The organism is Bacillus sp. KICET-3, from assembly GCF_033261025.1.
Lineage (GTDB): Bacteria > Bacillota > Bacilli > Bacillales > Bacillaceae > Bacillus > Bacillus sonorensis.
In genome coordinates this window covers 49,862-69,288 of the sequence record NZ_CP137345.1, presented here as the reverse complement: position 1 = coordinate 69,288, position 19,427 = coordinate 49,862, and the positions used below count along the sequence as shown (strand labels likewise).

The following is a 19,427-nucleotide window of genomic DNA, read 5'->3' as shown; positions in this document are numbered from 1 at the left end:
CAGAGCTGTGCATTTCCTAACACTCTCCACTCTTGATTGATTTTAGTATCCGTCACATCAAATGTAATATACGCGAGAAGCAACAAATTTTTACGATGAAGCAATCGTTTGTTTTTTGACGTTTTCCAAGCCTTTCAGAATATCCAGCAAGGTTGCGAGCCATTCTTCCGGCTTGCGGTTTTTAATCTGAATCGAGATTTTTAATTTCTTGCCTTCCATCCCGAGGCCGATCTGCCTGCCGTATTTGCTGCCAAGCTCAAACAGCTTTTGTCCGTCGATTTCAGCGCTCGCCTTTTCATCGATCGTCAGTCTGACGGCGTCTTTATCCTGTTTGATCAGCTCAACGCGCTCTTTTATGGCATATACTTTCATTTCCGCGATGGCAAATAAATATTCGACCTCTTTCGGATATTCGCCAAAACGGTCGATCATTTCATCCTGAAGCTCATCTTTTTCTTCAATGGTTGCAACCGATCTGAACCGTTTATACATATCTATTTTTTGCTTGCCGTCCGTCACATATGTTTGCGGAATATACGCGTCAAGCTCTAAATCGATTTCCGGTTCAAACCGTTCGACCTGCGGCGCGTCTCCTTTTCGGGCCTCTATCGCTTCCTTCAGCATTTGCGAGTATAAATCAAAACCGACGGAATCTATGAAGCCATGCTGCTGAGCGCCCAGCAGGTTGCCGGCGCCGCGAATCGTCAAATCGCGCATCGCAATTTTAAAGCCTGATCCAAGCTCCGTGAATTCTTTAATGGCTTGAAGCCTTTTTTCCGCTACCTCAGTCAGAACTTTGTCTTTTCGATACGTAAAGTACGCATATGCAACCCTGTTGGAGCGGCCGACGCGCCCTCTCAGCTGATAAAGCTGGGAAAGCCCCATCTTGTCTGCATCATAGACGATCAGCGTATTGACATTCGGAATATCAACGCCTGTTTCAATAATCGTCGTGCTGACGAGAACGTCTGATTCTCCCTCTAAAAAGTTAAGCATGACAGATTCCAGTTCATTTTCCGTCATTTTTCCGTGGGCATACGCCACCTTCGCATCAGGCACGAGCATTGAAATTTCTTCGGCTTTTCTTTCAATGTCCTCGACGCGGTTGTACAGAAAGTATACTTGGCCCCCTCTGGCAAGTTCGCGCTCAATCGCTTCCCGCACCAAAGCGCCATTGTATTCGACAACATATGTCTGTACTGGAAAACGGTTTTCCGGCGGCGTTTCAATGACTGATAAGTCTCTGACCCCGAGCATGGACATATGAAGGGTTCTCGGGATTGGAGTCGCTGTTAAAGTCAAAACATCGACATTCGCTTTAATTCGTTTAATTTTTTCTTTATGCGTGACACCAAACCTTTGTTCTTCATCAATGATGAGCAGTCCGAGATCTTTGTACACGACATCTTTTGATAAAAGCCTGTGAGTTCCGATGACAATATCGACTGTACCGTTTTTCAGGCCTTTAATCGTTTCCGTCGCCTCTTTCCGCGTCCGGAATCGGCTAAGCAGACCAATGTTGATCGGATAATCCTGAAAACGCTCCTGAATCGTTTCATAATGCTGCTGGGCCAAAATGGTGGTCGGTACGAGGAGAGCAACCTGTTTTCCGTCGGCGATCGCTTTAAATGCCGCTCTTATGGCCACCTCTGTTTTTCCATAGCCGACATCTCCGCAAAGCAGCCGGTCCATCGGGCGTTCTTTTTCCATATCTTTTTTAATTTCTTGGATCGATCTCAGCTGATCTTCTGTCTCCTGATAAGGAAAAGCCGCTTCAAATTCGCGCTGCATTTCGTGGTCGGGAGAAAACGCGTATCCCTTGCTCGCCTCTCGTTCCGCATAAAGCTTGATCAAGTCATCGGCGATGTCCTGAACGGACGATTCCACCTTTTTCTTGACGCGCTTCCATTCGCTTCCTCCCAGTTTGTACAGCTTCGGTTCCTTGCCTTCTGAACCGACATATTTTTGCACCTGGTCAATTTGATCGACTGGCACATAAAGCTTATCGCTTCCCTGGTAATGAATGTTTAAATAATCTTTGTGGATTCCGTTGATCTCAAGCGTTTCAATACCTAAATATTTTCCGATCCCATGGTTGACGTGAACGACATAGTCGCCGACTTGGAGCTCAGAGTAGCTTTTGATTCTCTCGGCATTCGTCAGTTTTTGTTTACGGGCCTGTTTTTTCACGCGTTTTTTAAAGAGCTCTTCCTCAGTGATGACGGCAAGCTTCATCAGAGGAAGCTCAAATCCCGATTGGAGGCCGCCGTCCATGATATAAATCTGGCCTTGGGCAAGCGCTGTATTCTCATCCGCTTGAGCAGCTTCTATTTCATAATCCGACAGAACGGATGCGAGTTTTTCGACGCGCTCTCGGCTGTCTCCAAGAAAAACAGTCGTGTATCTCGATTTTTTAAACCGTTCGATTTCATTTTTGAGCACATTCATCTGACCGTGAAAGTTTTGCATTTGCTTGCTCGACACATTCACGATATTTTGCGGGCTTGTATGCTGAACATGCCGTAAAAACAGCGAATAGTATAAAATCGGGCGAGACTGTTTTGATATGAGGCTGTGAAAAGGAAATGACATCGATATGTCATGAAGAATTTTGCCTTCTTCAAGAAGACTTGTAATCCATTCGGCCTCTTCCTTTTGCAGTTGTTCTTCCATCTCATGGATGCGGCTGATTTCATCCAGAATGAGCAATGTATGTTTCGGAAAATAATCTAGCAAACTAGCAGGCTTTTCATAAAAATAAGAAAGGTATTTGACCATCTCCTGGCTGATGTTTCCTTCCGTGAGCCGCTCTTTGTCCTCCGCGATATTTTGATGGAGAATTTCCTTTTGTTTATCGAGCTTCAGCTTTTTAAGGCTGGCGGCAAGACCTTGATCCATTTGTTCAAGCGCCCGTTTCCGATCTTCTTCACGCACGATCAGCTCCTTTGCCGGACCGATCGTCACTTCATCGCGCGACTCCAAAGAACGCTGGTCATCTGAATTGAAAATGCGGATGGAATCGATCTCCGTATCAAACAGCTCAATACGAATTGGATTGTCTTCAGTCAATGAATAAACATCGATAATGCCCCCGCGAATGCTGAATTCACCGGGAGCCGCAACCATGTCTGTACGTTCATATCCAATTTGCACGAGAGTCTGAAGGAGTTTTTCCGGATCGATATCCCGTCCCGTTTTCAAATGAATCTGGCTGTTTTTCCATACCTCCACCGGGGGCAGCATTCTTCTGACGGCGGCTGCCGGAGCCACTACAATCGGCGTTTCTCCTGCCGCAAGCCTGTTCAAAACATCGAGCCTCTGTGAACGCAGTTCAGGGCTTGCCACAGCAATCTCGGATGAAATCAATTCATTAACAGGATATAAAAGGACAGGCTGATCTTTTATCAGCCCCGTCAAATCGTCTGTAATTTTTTGAGCTTGATAAAGGTTATGCGTAATTAAAAATACCGGCCGGTTTGTTTCTTTTGAAAGAGCGGCTGTAAATAAGGACCGGGCAGATCCGGAGAGCCCCGCAAGCAGCTGTTCCTTCAGCCCTTCGTTCAAACCGTTGACGATGGATTTGAAATCGTCGCTTTTCGTAATATAGGATTGAATATTGTTCAAATGAGCCCCTCCTCTCTTCCTCAAATAGAAAAATGCTTTGGTCTAGTCTCTACACCAAAGCTTTTATTGAATAAACGAATGATATTGATGATAATCCGGATTCCGTTCAAGCGCTTCCTGGCAATCTTCGCATATCGTCTTCACGTGTAAATCCCCATTATCTTTATAAGAAATCATATCGTTTCTTTCCTCATTTGTTAAGTGGTCAAAACCCAATTTTTCACTGTGTACGTAAGAATGGTCAAGACTTCCTACTTTAACGCCGCAATGGCGGCAGTAATAATGCAAAGCCATACGGGAACCTCCAATAACCAGTCTTTTTAAGACTAGTATGATCCGTTCCCATACGTATTATACCTTTGCATTAAATTCATTCATTACTTCTAAAAAAGGTTTTTCCAAAGAAGCTTCACAGGCTTTTACCGTTTTTTGAACAGCTTCCTGTATCGCCGGCTCCTCGTCAGCCGTAAAAGCACCAAGTACATAATCGACGATTTTCATACCGTTTACAGGACGGCCGATTCCGATCCTGATCCTGTGAAAATCAGATGTCCCGAGATGCTGAATCATTGATTTAATCCCATTGTGCCCTCCTGCGCTTCCCTTAACCCTGAGACGGATTTTTCCGGCAGGAAGATCCAAATCATCATAAATCACTTTCAGATTTTCAATCGGGATCTCGTAATAATCCAAAAGCGGCCTCAAACATTCTCCCGATAAGTTCATATATGTAAGCGGCTTAACAAGTAGAACCTTTCTGCCGGAAACAAATCCTATTCCATATTGTCCGTTAAATTTTGTTTTATCAAGGGCAATATTCCATTCTTTTGAAAGCTCGTCAATCGTCATGAAACCGACGTTGTGCCTCGTTTTCTCATATGTTTTTCCCGGATTGCCCAATCCTGCAAACACAAGCATTCTACATCCTCCCTTAATCAAAACCCTGCCTCATCCAGTATGAGGGGGAGCGTCCTAATTTCCTCATTCTAGCACAAAAGACGTAACCGCGGGAGGATTACGCCTTACGTATTTATTCATTTTTTCCCTCTGCATTGCTTTCTTCTGGTTCCTCAACTTCTTGAGCTGCTGATTCGGCTTCTGTTTCCTCTTGCTTTTGAGGAGGGACGATGGATGCGACGACTTCATCCGGTTCATGGTTAAATGAATAATCCCCCGTCGGTTTGATGTCGCCGACGGTTAACACACCATGGATTTCTAACTGCGAAATATCGGCTTCAATGGCCTGAGGAATGTTCTTCGGCTTGGCTGTAACCGACAGTTCGTAAAGCGGCTGCTGGAGAACGCCTCCCTGCTTGACGCCCTCTGCTTCTCCCGTCAGATTCACGGGAACGGCCGCTTCCATTTCCGCTTCCATATCAACCACTTTGAAATCAGCATGTACAATCGAATCTTTCAATGGGTCCGTCTGAATCTCAGTCACCATGACCGAATGCTGTTCACCGTTTATATCCAGATTGATGATCGTGTTCTTTCCCTCGTCACGCAAAATTTTTAAAAGCTTGGTACTGTCAAGTGAAACAGACTTGTTTCCTATATGTTTCCCGTATACAACACCCGGTACAAATCCGGCTGACCGGATGCTCCTTAAAGAAGAACGCCTGGAGCCTGTTCTTTCTTCCGCTTTTAAAGTTGCCATATTCAGCACCATCCTATCGTAAGATTGGTTTTTTCTAAAACCATACCCATAACGACAAAACTTTAAACCAAAATGAGCAAATCAATCGAACAGGAAGCTGACAGATTGTTTTTCATGAACGCGAATAATCGCTTCCGCCAATAGCGGCGCTACGGAAAGCTGTTTGAACTTTTCGATTTTCTTTTCTTCCGGAAGCTCGATGCTGTTTGTCACAACAAGCTCTTTAATCTTGGAATTTTTGATTCTTTCGATTGCCGGACCGGAAAGTACTGGATGCGTACAGCAGGCATATACTTCAGAGGCGCCGCTTTCGACAAGCGCATTTGCCGCCAGCGTAATCGTTCCTGCCGTATCGATGATGTCATCGATTAAAATGGCTGTTTTTCCTTCTATATGTCCGATAATATTCATGACTTCCGCCACATTCGGCTTCGGACGGCGTTTGTCAATAATCGCTATCGGCGCTTTCAGACGGTCGGCCAGCTTGCGCGCCCGAGTCACCCCGCCATGGTCAGGAGACACGATAACAATATCCTTTAAATTTTTCTCTTCAAAATAACTTCCTAAAATCGGAACACCCATTAAATGATCAATCGGTATATCAAAGAAGCCTTGAATTTGCGGCGCATGCAAGTCAAGAGCAATCACCCGGGTGGCACCGGCTGTTTCGAGCAAGTTCGCCACCAGCTTAGCTGTGATCGGCTCACGTGCGCGCGCTTTTCTGTCCTGACGGGCATACCCGTAATAAGGCATTACAATGTTAATCGTTTTAGCAGACGCGCGTTTCAATGCATCAACCATGATTAAAAGCTCCATGATATGCTCGTTGACCGGAGCGCTTGTCGATTGAATGACATAACAGTCACAGCCGCGGATGCTTTCCTCGATATTGATTTGGACTTCTCCGTCGCTAAAACGTTTAACAGAACACTTTCCCAGCTCTACTCCGACGATCTCTGCGATTTCGGCCGCAAGAACCGGATTTGAGTTTAAAGAAAAAATCTTCAAATTGTCGTCTTCATATTGATTAGACATGGTAAACCTCCGATTTAGGATTATTTTTTGTGCTTATTCTTAGCGTAGTCTTCCTTATTAACCTGTCTTGCTCTGGCAATAGACAAAGCCTGGCCGGGTACATCGTCCGTTATTGTTGACCCCGCAGCTACGTAGGCTCCCTTGCCGATTGTAACTGGAGCGATCAAATTTGAGTTGCAGCCGACAAAAGCACCGTCTTCAACTTTGGTCATAAATTTATTTTTTCCATCATAATTAACGGTAATCGAACCACAGCCAAGATTGACATCCGTCCCAATTTCCGCATCCCCTATGTAGCTTAAATGAGAGGCTTTGCTGCGATCACCGAATTGCGCTTTCTTCACTTCGACAAAATTGCCGATTCTGACTTGATTGCCGATTTTCGAGTCGGGTCTGATATGAGCAAACGGACCGATCGTGACATCATCGCCGATCTCGCTGTCGACGATCACAGATTGTTTAATGACCGTCCGGCTTCCGATCGTGCTGTTTTCCAGCTCGCTGTTTTGTCCGATAACCGTGTCCTCGCCGATAACCACCCGTCCTTTGATCACGGTTCCGGGATAGATGACGGTATCACGGCCGATGACAGCTTCAGGTGAAATATACGTATGATCAGGATCGATTAAGCTGACGCCATTTTGCATATGTCGCTTGTTGATGCGCCGCTTCATGTATCTTTCTGCTTGAGAAAGAGCGACTCTGTCGTTGACGCCGAGCGTTTCTTGGAAGTTATCAGTCTGATAAGCGGCAACAGTTTCACCTTGATTTTTCAAGATTTCAATAACATCCGGAAGATAGTATTCCCCTTGGACATTATCATTTGACACCTGCTCGATCGTCCTGAAAAGAGCTTCATTATCAAAACAGTAAGTCCCAGTGTTGATTTCTTTGACAAGCCGTTCCTCATCTGTCGCATCTTTATGCTCGACAATCTTCGCAACGTCGCCGTTTTCATTACGGATAATCCGCCCGTAGCCTGTCGGGTCCTCTGCAACCGCCGTTAAAATTGTAACCTTTGCCCCTTTTTCCTGATGCTCCCGGAGCATGGCTTCCATCGTCTCGGCCGTTAACAGCGGTGTATCCCCGCATATCACGATCGTCGTTCCTTTTTCATCAGCAAGAATCGATTTGGCTTGCTTAACAGCGTGCGCCGTACCGAGCTGTTCAGCCTGAAGAGCGTACTCGCTCTTTTTCCCCAGCTGCTTCTTGACATCTTCCGCACCATGTCCGACAATTGTGACAAGTTTGGTCAATGATAGCTTAAGAGCTTCATCGACGACATGCTCGACCATCGGCTTTCCGCAAACAGGATGAAGAACTTTATATAACTTTGATTTCATTCTCGTTCCTTGACCAGCTGCTAAAACAACTGCAAACCGCTTATCCATTTATTGGCCTCCATTATCCCTTTTATCCATAGAAAAATATATCCTAAATATGAGTTGATTTCAAGCAAGCCCAAAAGAGAAATCAGCAAACAGAATAAGCAATTTTTGGATGTCAAGCTTGCATCTGGAATTCCATCCTGAAGCGGGAATCCCGGCCATGGGACACAAATCCGCCGATAGAACGGTGCTCTGCGAATACCGGCCCTCACTTTGTTCTTTTTACCCATTTACTGATATATGCAGAAAACAACCATATATTGTCATTTTATTCATTTCATCATTTTTTCCGCAAAATAAAAAGGGCTTCCATAAGCCCTCTTTTTTTTAAGAAGCTCCAGCTTCTTCATATTCTATTTCCTCAACTTCACCCAAACGATGATATTCATTTAACACCGCGTCCTGAATTTTTCCGCGGGTGCTTGAGTTGATTGGATGAGCGATATCACGAAATTCTCCATCAGGTGTACGCTTACTTGGCATCGCAACGAAAAGACCATTGTTTCCATCAATTACACGAATGTCATGCACTACAAATTCGTGATCCAGCGTGATGGATGCAATCGCTCTCATGCGACCATCGGTATTCACGCGGCGTAATCTTACGTCGGTAACTTCCACAGTAGTTCACCACCTTTTCCCAATATAAAAACATTAGTGTAATTATTCAACGGCTTTTTTTGTTTTCCTGCATAATTAAAAATATTTTTGTAATATTGGGATAAAAACACACTGAATTGTCAAAAATCCAACAAAAAAAGATGATTTTGCTAACCAAAACCACCTTTTTAAAAATTCAACTATTTCACAAGGGCGATGACTTCTATTTCAACGAGCGCGTCTTTTGGCAGCCGCGCAACCTCCACACAGGAACGCGCCGGTTTATGCTCATGAAAATACTGGCCATAGACCTCGTTAACTTCTGCAAATTGATTCATGTCAGCCAAAAACACAGTCGCTTTGACGACGGTTTCCAGTGAAGCGCCCGCTTCCTTGAGGACAGCTTTTAAATTGCGGAAAACCTGATGCGTCTGTTCCGTAATATCCCCTTTTACCATTTCACCGGCCGGAGTTAAAGGGATTTGTCCTGAGCTGTAAAACATGTTATTTACGATAATCCCCTGCGTATATGGTCCGATCGCTTCCGGCGCTTCTTTTGTCTGCACAACCTTTGTCATCTCAAACTCCCCCATTCTTTATTCATTGTCTTTAAAAAACCGCTGAAAATTTCCGTTTTGAATATTGACCTTCTTTTCCTTCATATCAATTTCCGAAAGGGTGAGAAGCGACATATACTCATCGACCAGCCGCTCCTTCACGCCCTGGGCTTCAACAAGGACGCCGATTCCGGCGACATGTGCATTGAATTCATCCAGCAAATTGATCATACCATTGATCGTTCCGCCCGCTTTCATAAAGTCGTCAATAATTAAAACGTGTGATCCCGTCTTTAAACTGCGTTTTGCAAGCGACATTGTCTGTATGCGATTGGATGAACCTGATACATAATTAATGCTGACCGTTGACCCTTCAGTGACCTTATTATCCTTTCTGACGACAACTGTGGGCACGTCCAAATAACTGGCCACCGCATATGCCAGAGGAATTCCTTTCGTTGCCACAGTCATGACGACATCGATTTCCCTGTCTGAAAAGGCGGAAGCGAAAATCTTCCCGGCCTTTGTCAGCACGGACGGTTTCCCGAGAATATCCGTTAAATATAAGTAGCCTCCGGGCAAAATACGTTCCGAATCAATCAATGAGTCCCCGAGTTCATTAATAAATTCCTCTGCCTCACCAAGTTTTACCTTTGGAATATATTTAACGCCCCCAGCTGCCCCGGGAACCGTCTGAAGCGTTCCAATTCCCTGCTGCTCGAAGGTCTGCTTAATGATGGTTAAATCTTCACTAATTGATGATTTAGCAGATTGATACCGTTCTGAAAAGAAGGTTAATGGCACTAAGACATGCGGATGGGTCAGCAAATAATTCGTCAGATCCACCAATCTGCCGCTTCGACGAAACTTCATGCACTTACCTCCAAAATCCGAATATTTTTAAAAATAATATAACTTAACATACGGATTTAATCAAGGTCATTTTGTTCCCCGATCATCCGGACTGCATATACCTGATCGCAAAACCCTCTTAACCCGTTATATATTCTTTGCACTTTTGATTCATATTGGACAAGCCCAAACACCGTCGGACCGCTTCCGCTCATTAATACCGCATCCGCGCCAAAGCGCTTCATCTGATTTTTAATCACCGCAACTTCAGGATGCATGTTTAATGTAACAGATTCGAGAACATTTCCAAGCTTGTCACACATCTTGTGAAAATTTTTCTCTTCGATGGCGGAAATCATCCCCTGTACATCCGGATGTTCAACACTGTCGATCTTCAGCTGCCTGTATACCTCTGCGGTCGATACGCCGATCGTCGGTTTCGCAAGCACGACCCAGCAATGCGGAGGAGTCTCAATGTGGCGGATTTTTTCTCCTCTGCCTGTTGCAAGTGCCGTTCCGCCGTGAACGCAAAACGAGACATCCGATCCGATCTCCGCGCCAAGCTCTGCAAGCTCATTTACAGAAAGCTTCATATCCCACAGGCGGTTCAAGCCTCTGAGGACTGCGGCGGCGTCGCTGCTTCCCCCCGCCAGTCCCGCAGCTACCGGAATGACCTTCGTAATCAAAATGGAAACGCCTTTTTTAATGCCGTACCGTTTCTTCATCAGCATTGCAGCCTGATAAGCAAGATTCCGCTGGTCATCCGGAACAAAGCGGTTATGGGAAGAAACCGTTATTTTATCTTCTGCCAGCTCCGTTAACTCAACCCTATCCGCCAGATCAATCGTCGTCATAACCATCTCAACTTCATGGTATCCGTCAGGACGTTTGCCGCGGACGTCAAGAGACAAATTGATTTTAGCCGGCGCCTTCTCTAAAATACGCAATCCTTTTTCACCTACTTCTCCATCTAAACATAAGTATCCACATTGTAACATATTTTGAAGTACAGGTCGTACAAATGCATGTACTGCGGCAAAAGGACTCGTCTTACCGGATGCGCTCCGCCCGATTCTTTAAACAAAAAACGGAGGACAGCAGCGTCCTCCGTTTGTCACCGTTTTACTGGTTCTGTTGATTTTGAGCCATATGCTGTTCGGCTAATTCAATGGCCCGCTTCACCATGTTTCCGGCGTCTCTGGCCCGAATCGCTCCCCAGCCTTCATTCTTGACAGTATCGTAAAACCCAAGATCTTTTGCCAATTCATATTTGAATTCTTCTGACATGATGCTTCGACGTCTGCCCATGCGAAACAGCCCCTTTCAAGTATCATACCATGTGCCAGAACTCATCATAAAACGGGTGACATTTATAGCTTTTCTTGATCGCCTGCAGATCTTTCCCGAGAAATTATGGATAAACAAAAAGCAGTAAACATGACGTCTACTGCTAATTAAAGTGCTACTGAGCTCGTTTTGTCATCGGAAAACCTTAACTCAACCGTCTCAGTAAGAATATCTGCATAACTGTATGAAACTCTTTCGAACGAATTCTCGTCTTGATCTAGTTGTATCACAAAAACAGAAGGGTACGTCTCAGCTAAAATGCCCGAACGCTCAATCGTTTTTCGGCGGCCTCCGTTTGCTTTTAACGTAAGCCTTTTTCCTAAATGTCCATCAAGCGATCTTTTAATATCGGACAACGTTTTCGCCATTGCATCCACCTCACTACATTCAGTATACAACAACCGCCCATTTTTGTCAAATAAAATTTAAATTATATCAACGTTTATAAGCGATTGTCAATAAAATAATTGTGACAAATTGCACGTCGACTTTCCCTTATTTTCCTCATTTTTCGCTTCATTATGTATGTTTTTTAAAAATATGGCGAAAACCTGACAAAAACCCGCCGAAAAACGGGCGGGTTTACTGATTAGCATTCGTTTTATACGGCATTCCAATTCGTAAAACACCCCGGGTTTCAATCCCTCCGAGCCCTTTCTCCCTCGTCAGGGTGTTTCTCAGTACTTCCCAGACGTTAATTCGGTCCATAAAAGGAGTAAAGCTGATTTTTGCAACGATATAGACCGGATCAAGCGCATGAATGTTAACCCTTGACGGAGAGCTTGCAAAGTTCGCCCCTGCTCTGATTAATGACTCAAAATGAGACTGGCACGCTCCGGCAAAAATCACGAGCTGATCGAGATGAGGAATTTTTTTTCTTGCTTTTTGAACAGTTTCAATAAAATCTTTGGAATGTCTGTAGGCATCCAAGTCATCGATGCCCCCTTTCTGCTTCGAATATGCATCATGCCCTGTGATGACTAATAAATCGGGCCGATATTCGTCAATAAGCTCCTCAATGACGGCGGACATTTTCTTTTCATAGCAATGGATGCCGTACACAGGAACACCGATCTTTTCATACAATGCGAGACACTTTTTCAAATAAGCTGAATCCCCGTCTAAATGAAGTACCCTTCCCGGCATATGAAAATACTGCTTTTGGTTGTTGTATTGATTTGTTGCACGGTATTCGTGTTTTTCGCGAAGAAGCTTATAATCCTGACGGAGCAAATCAAGGGATTCCTTCATTTTTGTTTCTTCTTCCCGTTTTCTCATCAGACGCTCAGCCTCGCGGACAATCTCCAGATCCGCCAGGTGCGCGTCAGCGATTAACCTGACTTCATCACCGTGCAAAACAGCTATCGGTTCTCCCTTTGCCGATTGATCAATTCGTATAATTCGAAATAATATATCTCTTCGATAAGATTTTCTGACCACCATATCGCCTATTTTAAACTGCATGCTTTTCACTCCACACATAGACTAAGCCCCATCTTTGATAAAAATCTCAAATGCCGGCCGGAATACAGCAAAAAATAAAGGTGCTTCTTTAGCCTATGTACCTGCAGTTCAAGTGGTGAACGGGGAGCAAGCCCTATCGTTTCCGCTACACTCTCGGCCCAACGCAAAAAAAGCCCTTCCTTACAGAAAGGCTTTTGCCAGATGGTCGGAAAGCACGGCGAATTCTTCGATGCTGAGCGATTCGCCGCGTCTCTTTCCGTCGATTTGTGAATCTTGCAGCGCTTTTTCAATCTCAGCTTTCTTCTCTTTTCCAGTCGCCAAATTATTGACGAGATTATTCAAAAGCGTTTTGCGGCGCTGGGCGAAGCTCGCCTTGACAACCTGAAAGAAAAAGGCCTCATCTTTAACTGTGACAGCCGGGGCTTCTCGCAGCGTCAGCCTGATGACGGCAGAGTCAACGTTTGGCTGGGGAACGAAAACCGTTTTCGGTACAACCATGACCGTTTTCGCCTCAGTATAAAATTGAACGGCGATGGAAAGAGAGCCGTATTCTTTTGATGAAGGCTTTGCAGCCATGCGGTCTGCCACTTCTTTTTGCAGCATGACGACAATGCCTTTAAGCGGCAGATGTTCCTCCAGAAGCTTCATAATAATAGGAGTCGTCACATAATACGGCAAGTTGGCGACAACCATGACCTCGTCACAACCTTGAAACTGCTCATCCATCACAGCTTTAATATCGGCTTTCAGAACATCTTGATGAATCACAGTCACATTGTCGTAAGGGGATAATGTATCCTCCAAAATCGGCAGAAGCCTTTGGTCAATTTCAAAGGCCACCACTTTCTTGGCGCGTTTTGCCAGCTGCTCGGTTAAAGCGCCGATTCCAGGACCGATTTCGATCACGCCCGTGCGTTCCGTCACTTCGGCATGGTCAACGATTCTGTCCAATATATTTGTATCAATTAGAAAGTTCTGCCCCAAGCTTTTTTTAAAAGAAAATCCGTATTTATTGAGGATTTCTTTTGTCCTTTTGGGGGTGGCTATATCTTTATTCATTGTTTTCCTCCCGCAGCACAGCATCCAGAGCGCTTAAATAATCGCTTTTTTTAATTTGAAACATCTGCAGACGCTTTTGAAGCTGCTTTCCATTTGTATACCCAATATTTAAAATCTCGCCGAGCCGTTCCCGCCTTTGTTTGGCAAGGGGGCCTCCGATCAGGCCGGCTTCGATAAGATCACGCGTTTCAATTTCCGCTTCCGTCGCTTCCATTTCCTCCTGAACGGTCTTCAGGCAGGCTCTGATGCTTTCAGGCGATGCATGCTCAACACCGATTCCTCGCTTGTTTTTAGGCTTTGCCAAATGCTTGGGCAAAAATGCATGCTTACAGCCGGGCACCTTTTCGGCAATCGTTTTTCTGATTTTTTCACCCGGATAATCGGGGTCTGTTAAAATGATGACCCCGCGCGTTTTTTGAGCCAGCTGAATTTGTTTAATCACATCTTCCCCGATGGCGGAGCCGTTCGTTTCAATTGTATCCGCGTCAACGGCAGACTTGATTTTTGCTGTATCGTCACGTCCTTCGACAACGATGATTTCCTTAATTTTCATTTCTTCCTCCGCATGCTGAAAAACCTTTTATTACATTTTTAAAAATATTGAAACCTTTTTGTAACAAAACCGTCTAAGTAATTAGAAAACAAGATGGATCTATTATAACCAAAAAAACAGAGGGCGCAAAATCCCTCTGCTTACGATCAAAATAAAATAAATGCTGATTTAGTTGAGAACCTTGATTTTAACTCTTTTGTTTCCCCAGCGGTAAGCCGCAGACTTGCTCGGGAAAAACACATCGATTTTGCGGCCTTTAATTGCGGAGCCTGTATCAGCCGCAACCGCATATCCGTATCCTTCTACATGGACTTTCGTGCCCAATGGAATGAAGCTTGGATCAACCGCAATGACCTTGGAGCCCGGGTTGTTTTTTAAATTCACACCGGTCGCCGTGTGTCCTGAGCAGCCGCTGCAGCTTGCCGTATATGCTGTTGAAGTCACATAGAACTCTTTTCCGGAAGCTTCATTGCCGCGCGATACATTTGTGCTTATTTGAGCTACCGTTTTTCGTTTTGTGCCGACGGCGATGATTTTGGCTTTGCTTTCAGCCGCTGTTTCCTCTTTAATCAATTCCCTGGAAACTTCTTTGCCGTTTTTCTTAATAACGGCATAGTGCTTTTTAAGCTTGCCTTCTTTGCCGTCTTGAACGACCTTTTCCGTGCCTTTTTCCAAAGATGCATCCTCTTTCTTCTTCACGTCAAAAGGAATGTTCTCTTCCACTACATCGGTGACTTTTTTGATGCGAGTAATGTGAATGTTCGCCTGATCTTTCGTCAGTGTTTCATCCAGCGCAGGCTTGACTTCATCATCGCCCTTTATGCTGATCTTATGGTGTTTTAAAAAGTCAGCGACCGTAGTCGAAGTTGTCCATATGTCTTTATTTTTGCCGGCATCCTTTACAGTCACTTTAAAAGCTCTTTGCAAAGTCAGCTTCATGTCTTTTTTTATCTCTTTATCAACTGAGGGTTCAATTTGATCATGTTCCGCCAACTCGAGATTCAATTCTTTCAAAAGTTTGCCGACCGTACCCGCTGTCGTCCATACTTGCTTTTCCTCTCCGTCCATCGCCAAATGGACCGGTTTGGCAGCAATGTACTCAACATTCATGTTGCTTGTTATTTTTGTATCTTCAGCGGGAGAAATGTGATCCTCTTTCCTCGTCTTGATGTTTAAGCTTTTCATCAGCTCACCCACCGTTTTAGCATGCGTGCGGACACTCTGCTTTTTCCCGTTTATCGAAATCGAGACCGGTTGTTTCGTGAGCTCGTTTGCTCCGTATGCAGTTCCGCTCCCTGCCACCAGCAGCCCGGCAACAATGAGAACTCCTCTGCTTTTGCTAAGCTTTACGGAAAACAGCTTTTTCATTTTTTGTATGATGAAAAACGCCTCCTTCTCCTCGGGGAGATTATATAGAGTATCTACAAGCCTGTCAACCCTCCTCTCTATTTACCTCCGCAAGCCCGCCATTACTTTTATTATGGAAATACAACCTCATAAAAGAAAGAAAGACTTGTCGACAAAGATATCCTATGAGTGTAAACAGACATGTAGAACTTCTTAGAATCGGCTCCCGAAAAGACAAGCTTGTGCAAAGATTGACATCAAATACTGTCAGCTGATGCCGAAAAGTTTTTTTGCGTTTTCAGAAGTAATGGCAGCCACTTCTTCGTAAGTCATCCCTTTTAATTCCGCGATCTGTTCTGCAACCAGTTTGACATAGCCCGGTTCATTCCGCTTTCCCCTAAAAGGATGGGGCGTTAAATACGGGCAGTCAGTCTCAATCAGAAGACGGTCATTTGGTATTTGTTTGACGACTTCTTTCGGTTTTTTTGCATTTTTGAAGGTAACCGGACCGCCAAAAGATAGGTAGAAATTCATATTTATGCATTCTTTCGCCACTTCTGCGCTGCCTGTAAAACAATGCATAATACCGCCGACTTCTTCCGCTCCTTCTTCACGCAAAATCGTGACAACGTCTTCTGTCGCATCGCGGTTGTGTATGACGATCGGAAGCTTGACTTCCTTCGCCAAAGCAATTTGCTTTCTAAACACTTCTTTTTGAATGTCCTTCGGTGATTTGTCCCAATGGTAGTCAAGACCCATTTCGCCAATTGCCACAACCTTTTCGTGAGAGGAAAGCTCTTTAATCCATTGCAGATCCTCATCAGTCATGTCAATGGCATCAACCGGATGCCAGCCGATTGCCGCATATATGAAATCATATGTCTCAATCAGTTCCATCACCCGTTTGATCGTTGGACGGTCAAAACCTACGACAACGATATGCTCCACTTTTGCTTCCTTTGCCCGGGCAATGACATCTTCTAAATCCTCATTAAACTGCTCCGCATTTAAATGTGCATGTGTATCAAATAACATCAGAAATGCCACCCTTTTCATTTGAATTTCGATAAAAACAAAAGGTGTTCGACGAAATGTTACACGTGAAACACCTTTTGTCAAATTTATTTGATTCGTGTTCCGTTTGCTAATGAGCTGTCTACAGCTGCAAGTGACAGAACTCCGTTGTCCTCACCGGCTAAAATCATTCCTTGAGATAATTCCCCTCTTAGTTTTACCGGTTTTAAGTTGGTTACACAAATGACTTTTCTACCAACTAATTCTTCAGGCTTGTAGTGCTTTGCGATTCCCGATACGACCTGGCGTTTTTCAAAGCCCAAATCAAGCTGCAGTTTTAACAGCCGATCAGCTTTCTTTACCGGTTCTGCCTGAAGGACTTCAGCGACTCTCAGCTCCATGCTCATAAAGTCATCAATTGTGATTTCGGGAAGACGCTCAGGCGCAGCCTCTTCTTTTTTCGGTTCTTCTTTTGGAGCTTTTCCCTGCATTTTTGATTTGATATATGCAACTTCTTCTTCAGCCTCAAGCCGCGGGAACAGCGGATCTCCTTTTTGAACCTTCACTGATGTGAGCTGACCGAAGCCGGCAATGCTTTCCCATGTTTTTAATGCCGGATCGGAAATACCAAGCTGTGAAAAAATCTTTTCCGGCGTTTGCGTTAAGAACGGCTGAAGCAATACAGCCGTGATGCGCAGCGATTCTGCCAAATGATACATAACGGACTGAAGTTCGTTTTCTTTTTCTTTATCTTTTGCAAGAATCCATGGTGCGGTTTCATCGATATATTTATTCGTTCTGCTGACAAGCTGCCACAGGGAAGAAAGCGCCACAGAGAATTCCATGTTTTCGATCGCCTGCTCATATGCTTGTATCGTTTCTTTCGCAAACGATGATAGTGATTCATCAAAATCTGTTACCGGACCTTGATAAGAGTGAATTTGCCCGTCAAAGTATTTATTGATCATGGCGACCGTTCTGTTTAAAAGGTTTCCTAAATCATTTGCCAGGTCATAATTGATCCGTTCTACGAATCCTTCCGGTGTAAAGACGCCGTCAGATCCGAACGGCACTTCGCGAAGCAAGTAATAGCGCAATGCGTCAAGACCGTATCTGTCGATTAACGTAACCGGGTCTACGACATTCCCTTTTGATTTGGACATTTTCCCGTCTTTCATCAACAGCCATCCGTGGGCAAAAACCTTTTTAGGTAATGGAAGGTCCAATGCCATCAGCATAATCGGCCAGTAGATGGTATGAAAGCGGACGATTTCTTTCCCGACAAGGTGGACATCGGCAGGCCAGTATTTTTGATAATTTTCATCGTGGTCCGTATCAAAACCGAGTGCCGTAATATAGTTAAAGAGCGCATCAATCCACACATAAACGACATGCTTCGGATTGCCCGGCACTTTGATGCCCCAGTCAAACGTCGTCCGGGACACGGCCAAATCCTCAAGGCCCGGTTTAATAAAGTTGTTGATCATTTCGTTTTTACGGGATTCAGGCTGAATAAATTCAGGATTTTCTTCATAAAAAGCTAGCAGACGGTCTGCGTATTTTCCCATGCGGAAGAAGTAGGACTCCTCTTTAATCAGCTCTACAGGGTGCCCGCTGTCAGGACTCTTCCCTCCGATGACTTCCCCTTTTTCATTCCGCTCCACATCAACCAGCTGAGTTTCCGTGTAAAATGTTTCATCAGGAATGCTGTACCAGCCTTCATATTCGTCAAGATAAATATCTCCGTTGTCGAGCAGTTTTTGAAAAACCTTTTCGATGACGGTCTTATGGCGGTCTTGAGTCGTCCGAATAAAATCATCATTGGAAATATCAAGCTTTTTCCAAAGCTGCTGAATTTCCTTTGCCGCACGATCCACCAATTCCTGCGGTGCGATATTTTCCTCTTCGGCCTTTTGCTGGATTTTCTGGCCGTGCTCATCTGTTCCTGTTAAGTATCTGACATCGTAGCCTCTAAGCCTTTTATAGCGGGCCATGGCATCACCGGCAACGGTTGTGTAGGCGTGCCCAATATGTAATTTTCCACTTGGATAGTAGATCGGTGTTGTAATGTAAAACGTATTTTTTTCTTGCGGCATGATGGAACCTCCCAATTAAAATGTCAAAAAACTCCCGCCCAAAGGACGAGAGCGGCAAATGTCTTCATTCAAATATCTTCATTACTTAATCCCTCTTTATATGATACCATCTTAGCCTTCAAGTTCAAGAAAATATACATGTCGATAAACAAGGAATATAGTCGATTCCAATTTTTTTTAGGAAATAAATATAAAACTTCGACAAAAAAATGCTTTCATTGTCGAATAATGTCGTATATAATCGATATGAGGAAAAACCTTAGTTCGAAAGTCTTGATTTAAGGGCTTTTTTTAGGATTATCGATTGGTTTTATCATCTTCAAATCCCTTATTTAATCAGTTCTCTCAAGGTTTTTTGACTATAAGAGCTAATTTTTACAAACAATAGAAAAGAAAATGATTGACGTTTATTGGAAACCTTGTTATGCTAGGACTGTAAGGATTTTGTCGAATAATGACGAAGATTATAACACCTATTAAAATAAGAATCTTTCGGGAGGAGAATGAATATGAAATCTACAGGTATCGTACGTAAAGTTGATGAGCTAGGACGCGTGGTGATTCCGATTGAACTTCGCCGTACACTTGGAATCGCGGAAAAAGACGCTCTTGAAATCTATGTGGATGACGAAAAAATCATCTTGAAAAAATATAAACCAAACATGACTTGCCAAGTAACAGGTGAGGTTTCTGATGATAACCTGAAACTTGCTGGCGGTAAACTTGTTCTCAGCCCAGAAGGCGCTGAACAAATCATCAACGAAATTCAAGCTCAGCTTCAATCTCTAAAAAATTAATTTGATTATACAAAAACCGTTCTTGCGAAAGCAAGAG

At 44.2% G+C, this 19,427-nt stretch carries 19 protein-coding genes; 1 reads left to right on the top strand and 18 read right to left on the bottom strand.

Going from position 1 to position 19,427, the window contains the following annotated elements:
- Positions 1–90 precede the first annotated feature (90 nt).
- From mfd to metG, 18 genes are all read right to left on the bottom strand, one after another.
- The gene (mfd, locus tag R5H20_RS00365; protein WP_006640397.1) at positions 91–3,624 is read right to left on the bottom strand and encodes a transcription-repair coupling factor; all 3,534 of its coding nucleotides are present in this window, start codon (positions 3,622–3,624) and stop codon (positions 91–93) included.
- Positions 3,625–3,687: 63 nt separating this feature from the next.
- Positions 3,688–3,918: an anti-sigma-F factor Fin gene (locus R5H20_RS00360; protein WP_006640396.1), complete on the bottom strand. Its 231-nt coding sequence runs from the start codon at positions 3,916–3,918 to the stop codon at positions 3,688–3,690.
- Positions 3,919–3,975: 57 nt separating this feature from the next.
- Positions 3,976–4,542: an aminoacyl-tRNA hydrolase gene (gene pth, locus R5H20_RS00355; protein ID WP_006640395.1), complete on the bottom strand. Its 567-nt coding sequence runs from the start codon at positions 4,540–4,542 to the stop codon at positions 3,976–3,978.
- Positions 4,543–4,654: 112 nt separating this feature from the next.
- The gene (locus R5H20_RS00350) at positions 4,655–5,281 is read right to left on the bottom strand and encodes a 50S ribosomal protein L25/general stress protein Ctc (RefSeq protein ID WP_006640394.1); all 627 of its coding nucleotides are present in this window, start codon (positions 5,279–5,281) and stop codon (positions 4,655–4,657) included.
- A gap of 81 nt (positions 5,282–5,362) precedes the next feature.
- A complete protein-coding gene (locus tag R5H20_RS00345; RefSeq protein ID WP_006640393.1) occupies positions 5,363–6,316 on the bottom strand; it encodes a ribose-phosphate diphosphokinase in 954 nt (317 codons plus the stop codon).
- Positions 6,317–6,336: 20 nt separating this feature from the next.
- On the bottom strand, positions 6,337–7,707 hold the full coding sequence (gene glmU, locus R5H20_RS00340; protein WP_006640392.1) for a bifunctional UDP-N-acetylglucosamine diphosphorylase/glucosamine-1-phosphate N-acetyltransferase GlmU: 1,371 nt from the start codon (positions 7,705–7,707) through the stop codon (positions 6,337–6,339).
- Positions 7,708–8,031: 324 nt separating this feature from the next.
- Positions 8,032–8,325 (bottom strand): septation regulator SpoVG, encoded by a 294-nt coding sequence (spoVG, locus tag R5H20_RS00335; RefSeq protein WP_006640390.1) that lies wholly within the window; start codon positions 8,323–8,325, stop codon positions 8,032–8,034.
- 179 nt (positions 8,326–8,504) lie between these two features.
- Positions 8,505–8,882 (bottom strand): 2-iminobutanoate/2-iminopropanoate deaminase, encoded by a 378-nt coding sequence (gene ridA, locus R5H20_RS00330; protein ID WP_006640389.1) that lies wholly within the window; start codon positions 8,880–8,882, stop codon positions 8,505–8,507.
- 18 nt (positions 8,883–8,900) lie between these two features.
- Positions 8,901–9,734 (bottom strand): pur operon repressor, encoded by an 834-nt coding sequence (purR, locus tag R5H20_RS00325; RefSeq protein ID WP_006640388.1) that lies wholly within the window; start codon positions 9,732–9,734, stop codon positions 8,901–8,903.
- 56 nt (positions 9,735–9,790) lie between these two features.
- Positions 9,791–10,660, bottom strand: coding sequence for a 4-(cytidine 5'-diphospho)-2-C-methyl-D-erythritol kinase (gene ispE / locus R5H20_RS00320; RefSeq protein ID WP_006640387.1), 870 nt, complete (start codon positions 10,658–10,660; stop codon positions 9,791–9,793).
- A gap of 175 nt (positions 10,661–10,835) precedes the next feature.
- Positions 10,836–11,021, bottom strand: a complete 186-nt coding sequence (locus tag R5H20_RS00315; RefSeq protein WP_006640386.1) for a small, acid-soluble spore protein, alpha/beta type — start codon at positions 11,019–11,021, stop codon at positions 10,836–10,838.
- Between the two features lie 146 nt (positions 11,022–11,167).
- Entirely contained in the window at positions 11,168–11,428 is a 261-nt protein-coding gene (gene veg, locus R5H20_RS00310) for a biofilm formation stimulator Veg (protein ID WP_003178187.1), read from the bottom strand.
- A gap of 214 nt (positions 11,429–11,642) precedes the next feature.
- On the bottom strand, positions 11,643–12,524 hold the full coding sequence (yabG, locus tag R5H20_RS00305) for a sporulation peptidase YabG (protein ID WP_006640385.1): 882 nt from the start codon (positions 12,522–12,524) through the stop codon (positions 11,643–11,645).
- A 180-nt stretch (positions 12,525–12,704) separates the two neighbouring features.
- On the bottom strand, positions 12,705–13,583 hold the full coding sequence (rsmA, locus tag R5H20_RS00300; RefSeq protein WP_006640384.1) for a 16S rRNA (adenine(1518)-N(6)/adenine(1519)-N(6))-dimethyltransferase RsmA: 879 nt from the start codon (positions 13,581–13,583) through the stop codon (positions 12,705–12,707).
- Positions 13,576–14,136 (bottom strand): ribonuclease M5, encoded by a 561-nt coding sequence (gene rnmV, locus R5H20_RS00295; RefSeq protein ID WP_006640383.1) that lies wholly within the window; start codon positions 14,134–14,136, stop codon positions 13,576–13,578. Before rnmV ends, rsmA begins: the two co-directional genes overlap by 8 nt.
- Before the next feature lie 168 nt (positions 14,137–14,304).
- Positions 14,305–15,504 carry a resuscitation-promoting factor gene (locus R5H20_RS00290; protein ID WP_006640382.1) on the bottom strand — a complete coding sequence of 400 codons (1,200 nt, stop codon included), beginning with the start codon at positions 15,502–15,504 and terminating at the stop codon, positions 14,305–14,307.
- Positions 15,505–15,750: 246 nt separating this feature from the next.
- Complete coding sequence (locus R5H20_RS00285; RefSeq protein ID WP_006640381.1) at positions 15,751–16,518, bottom strand: TatD family hydrolase; 768 nt, start codon at positions 16,516–16,518, stop codon at positions 15,751–15,753.
- A gap of 86 nt (positions 16,519–16,604) precedes the next feature.
- Positions 16,605–18,593 carry a methionine--tRNA ligase gene (gene metG / locus R5H20_RS00280; protein WP_006640380.1) on the bottom strand — a complete coding sequence of 663 codons (1,989 nt, stop codon included), beginning with the start codon at positions 18,591–18,593 and terminating at the stop codon, positions 16,605–16,607.
- Between the two features lie 503 nt (positions 18,594–19,096).
- Between metG and abrB the strand changes: the two genes are divergently transcribed.
- On the top strand, positions 19,097–19,390 hold the full coding sequence (abrB, locus tag R5H20_RS00275) for a transition state genes transcriptional regulator AbrB (RefSeq protein ID WP_087962552.1): 294 nt from the start codon (positions 19,097–19,099) through the stop codon (positions 19,388–19,390).
- Positions 19,391–19,427: the final 37 nt, after the last annotated feature.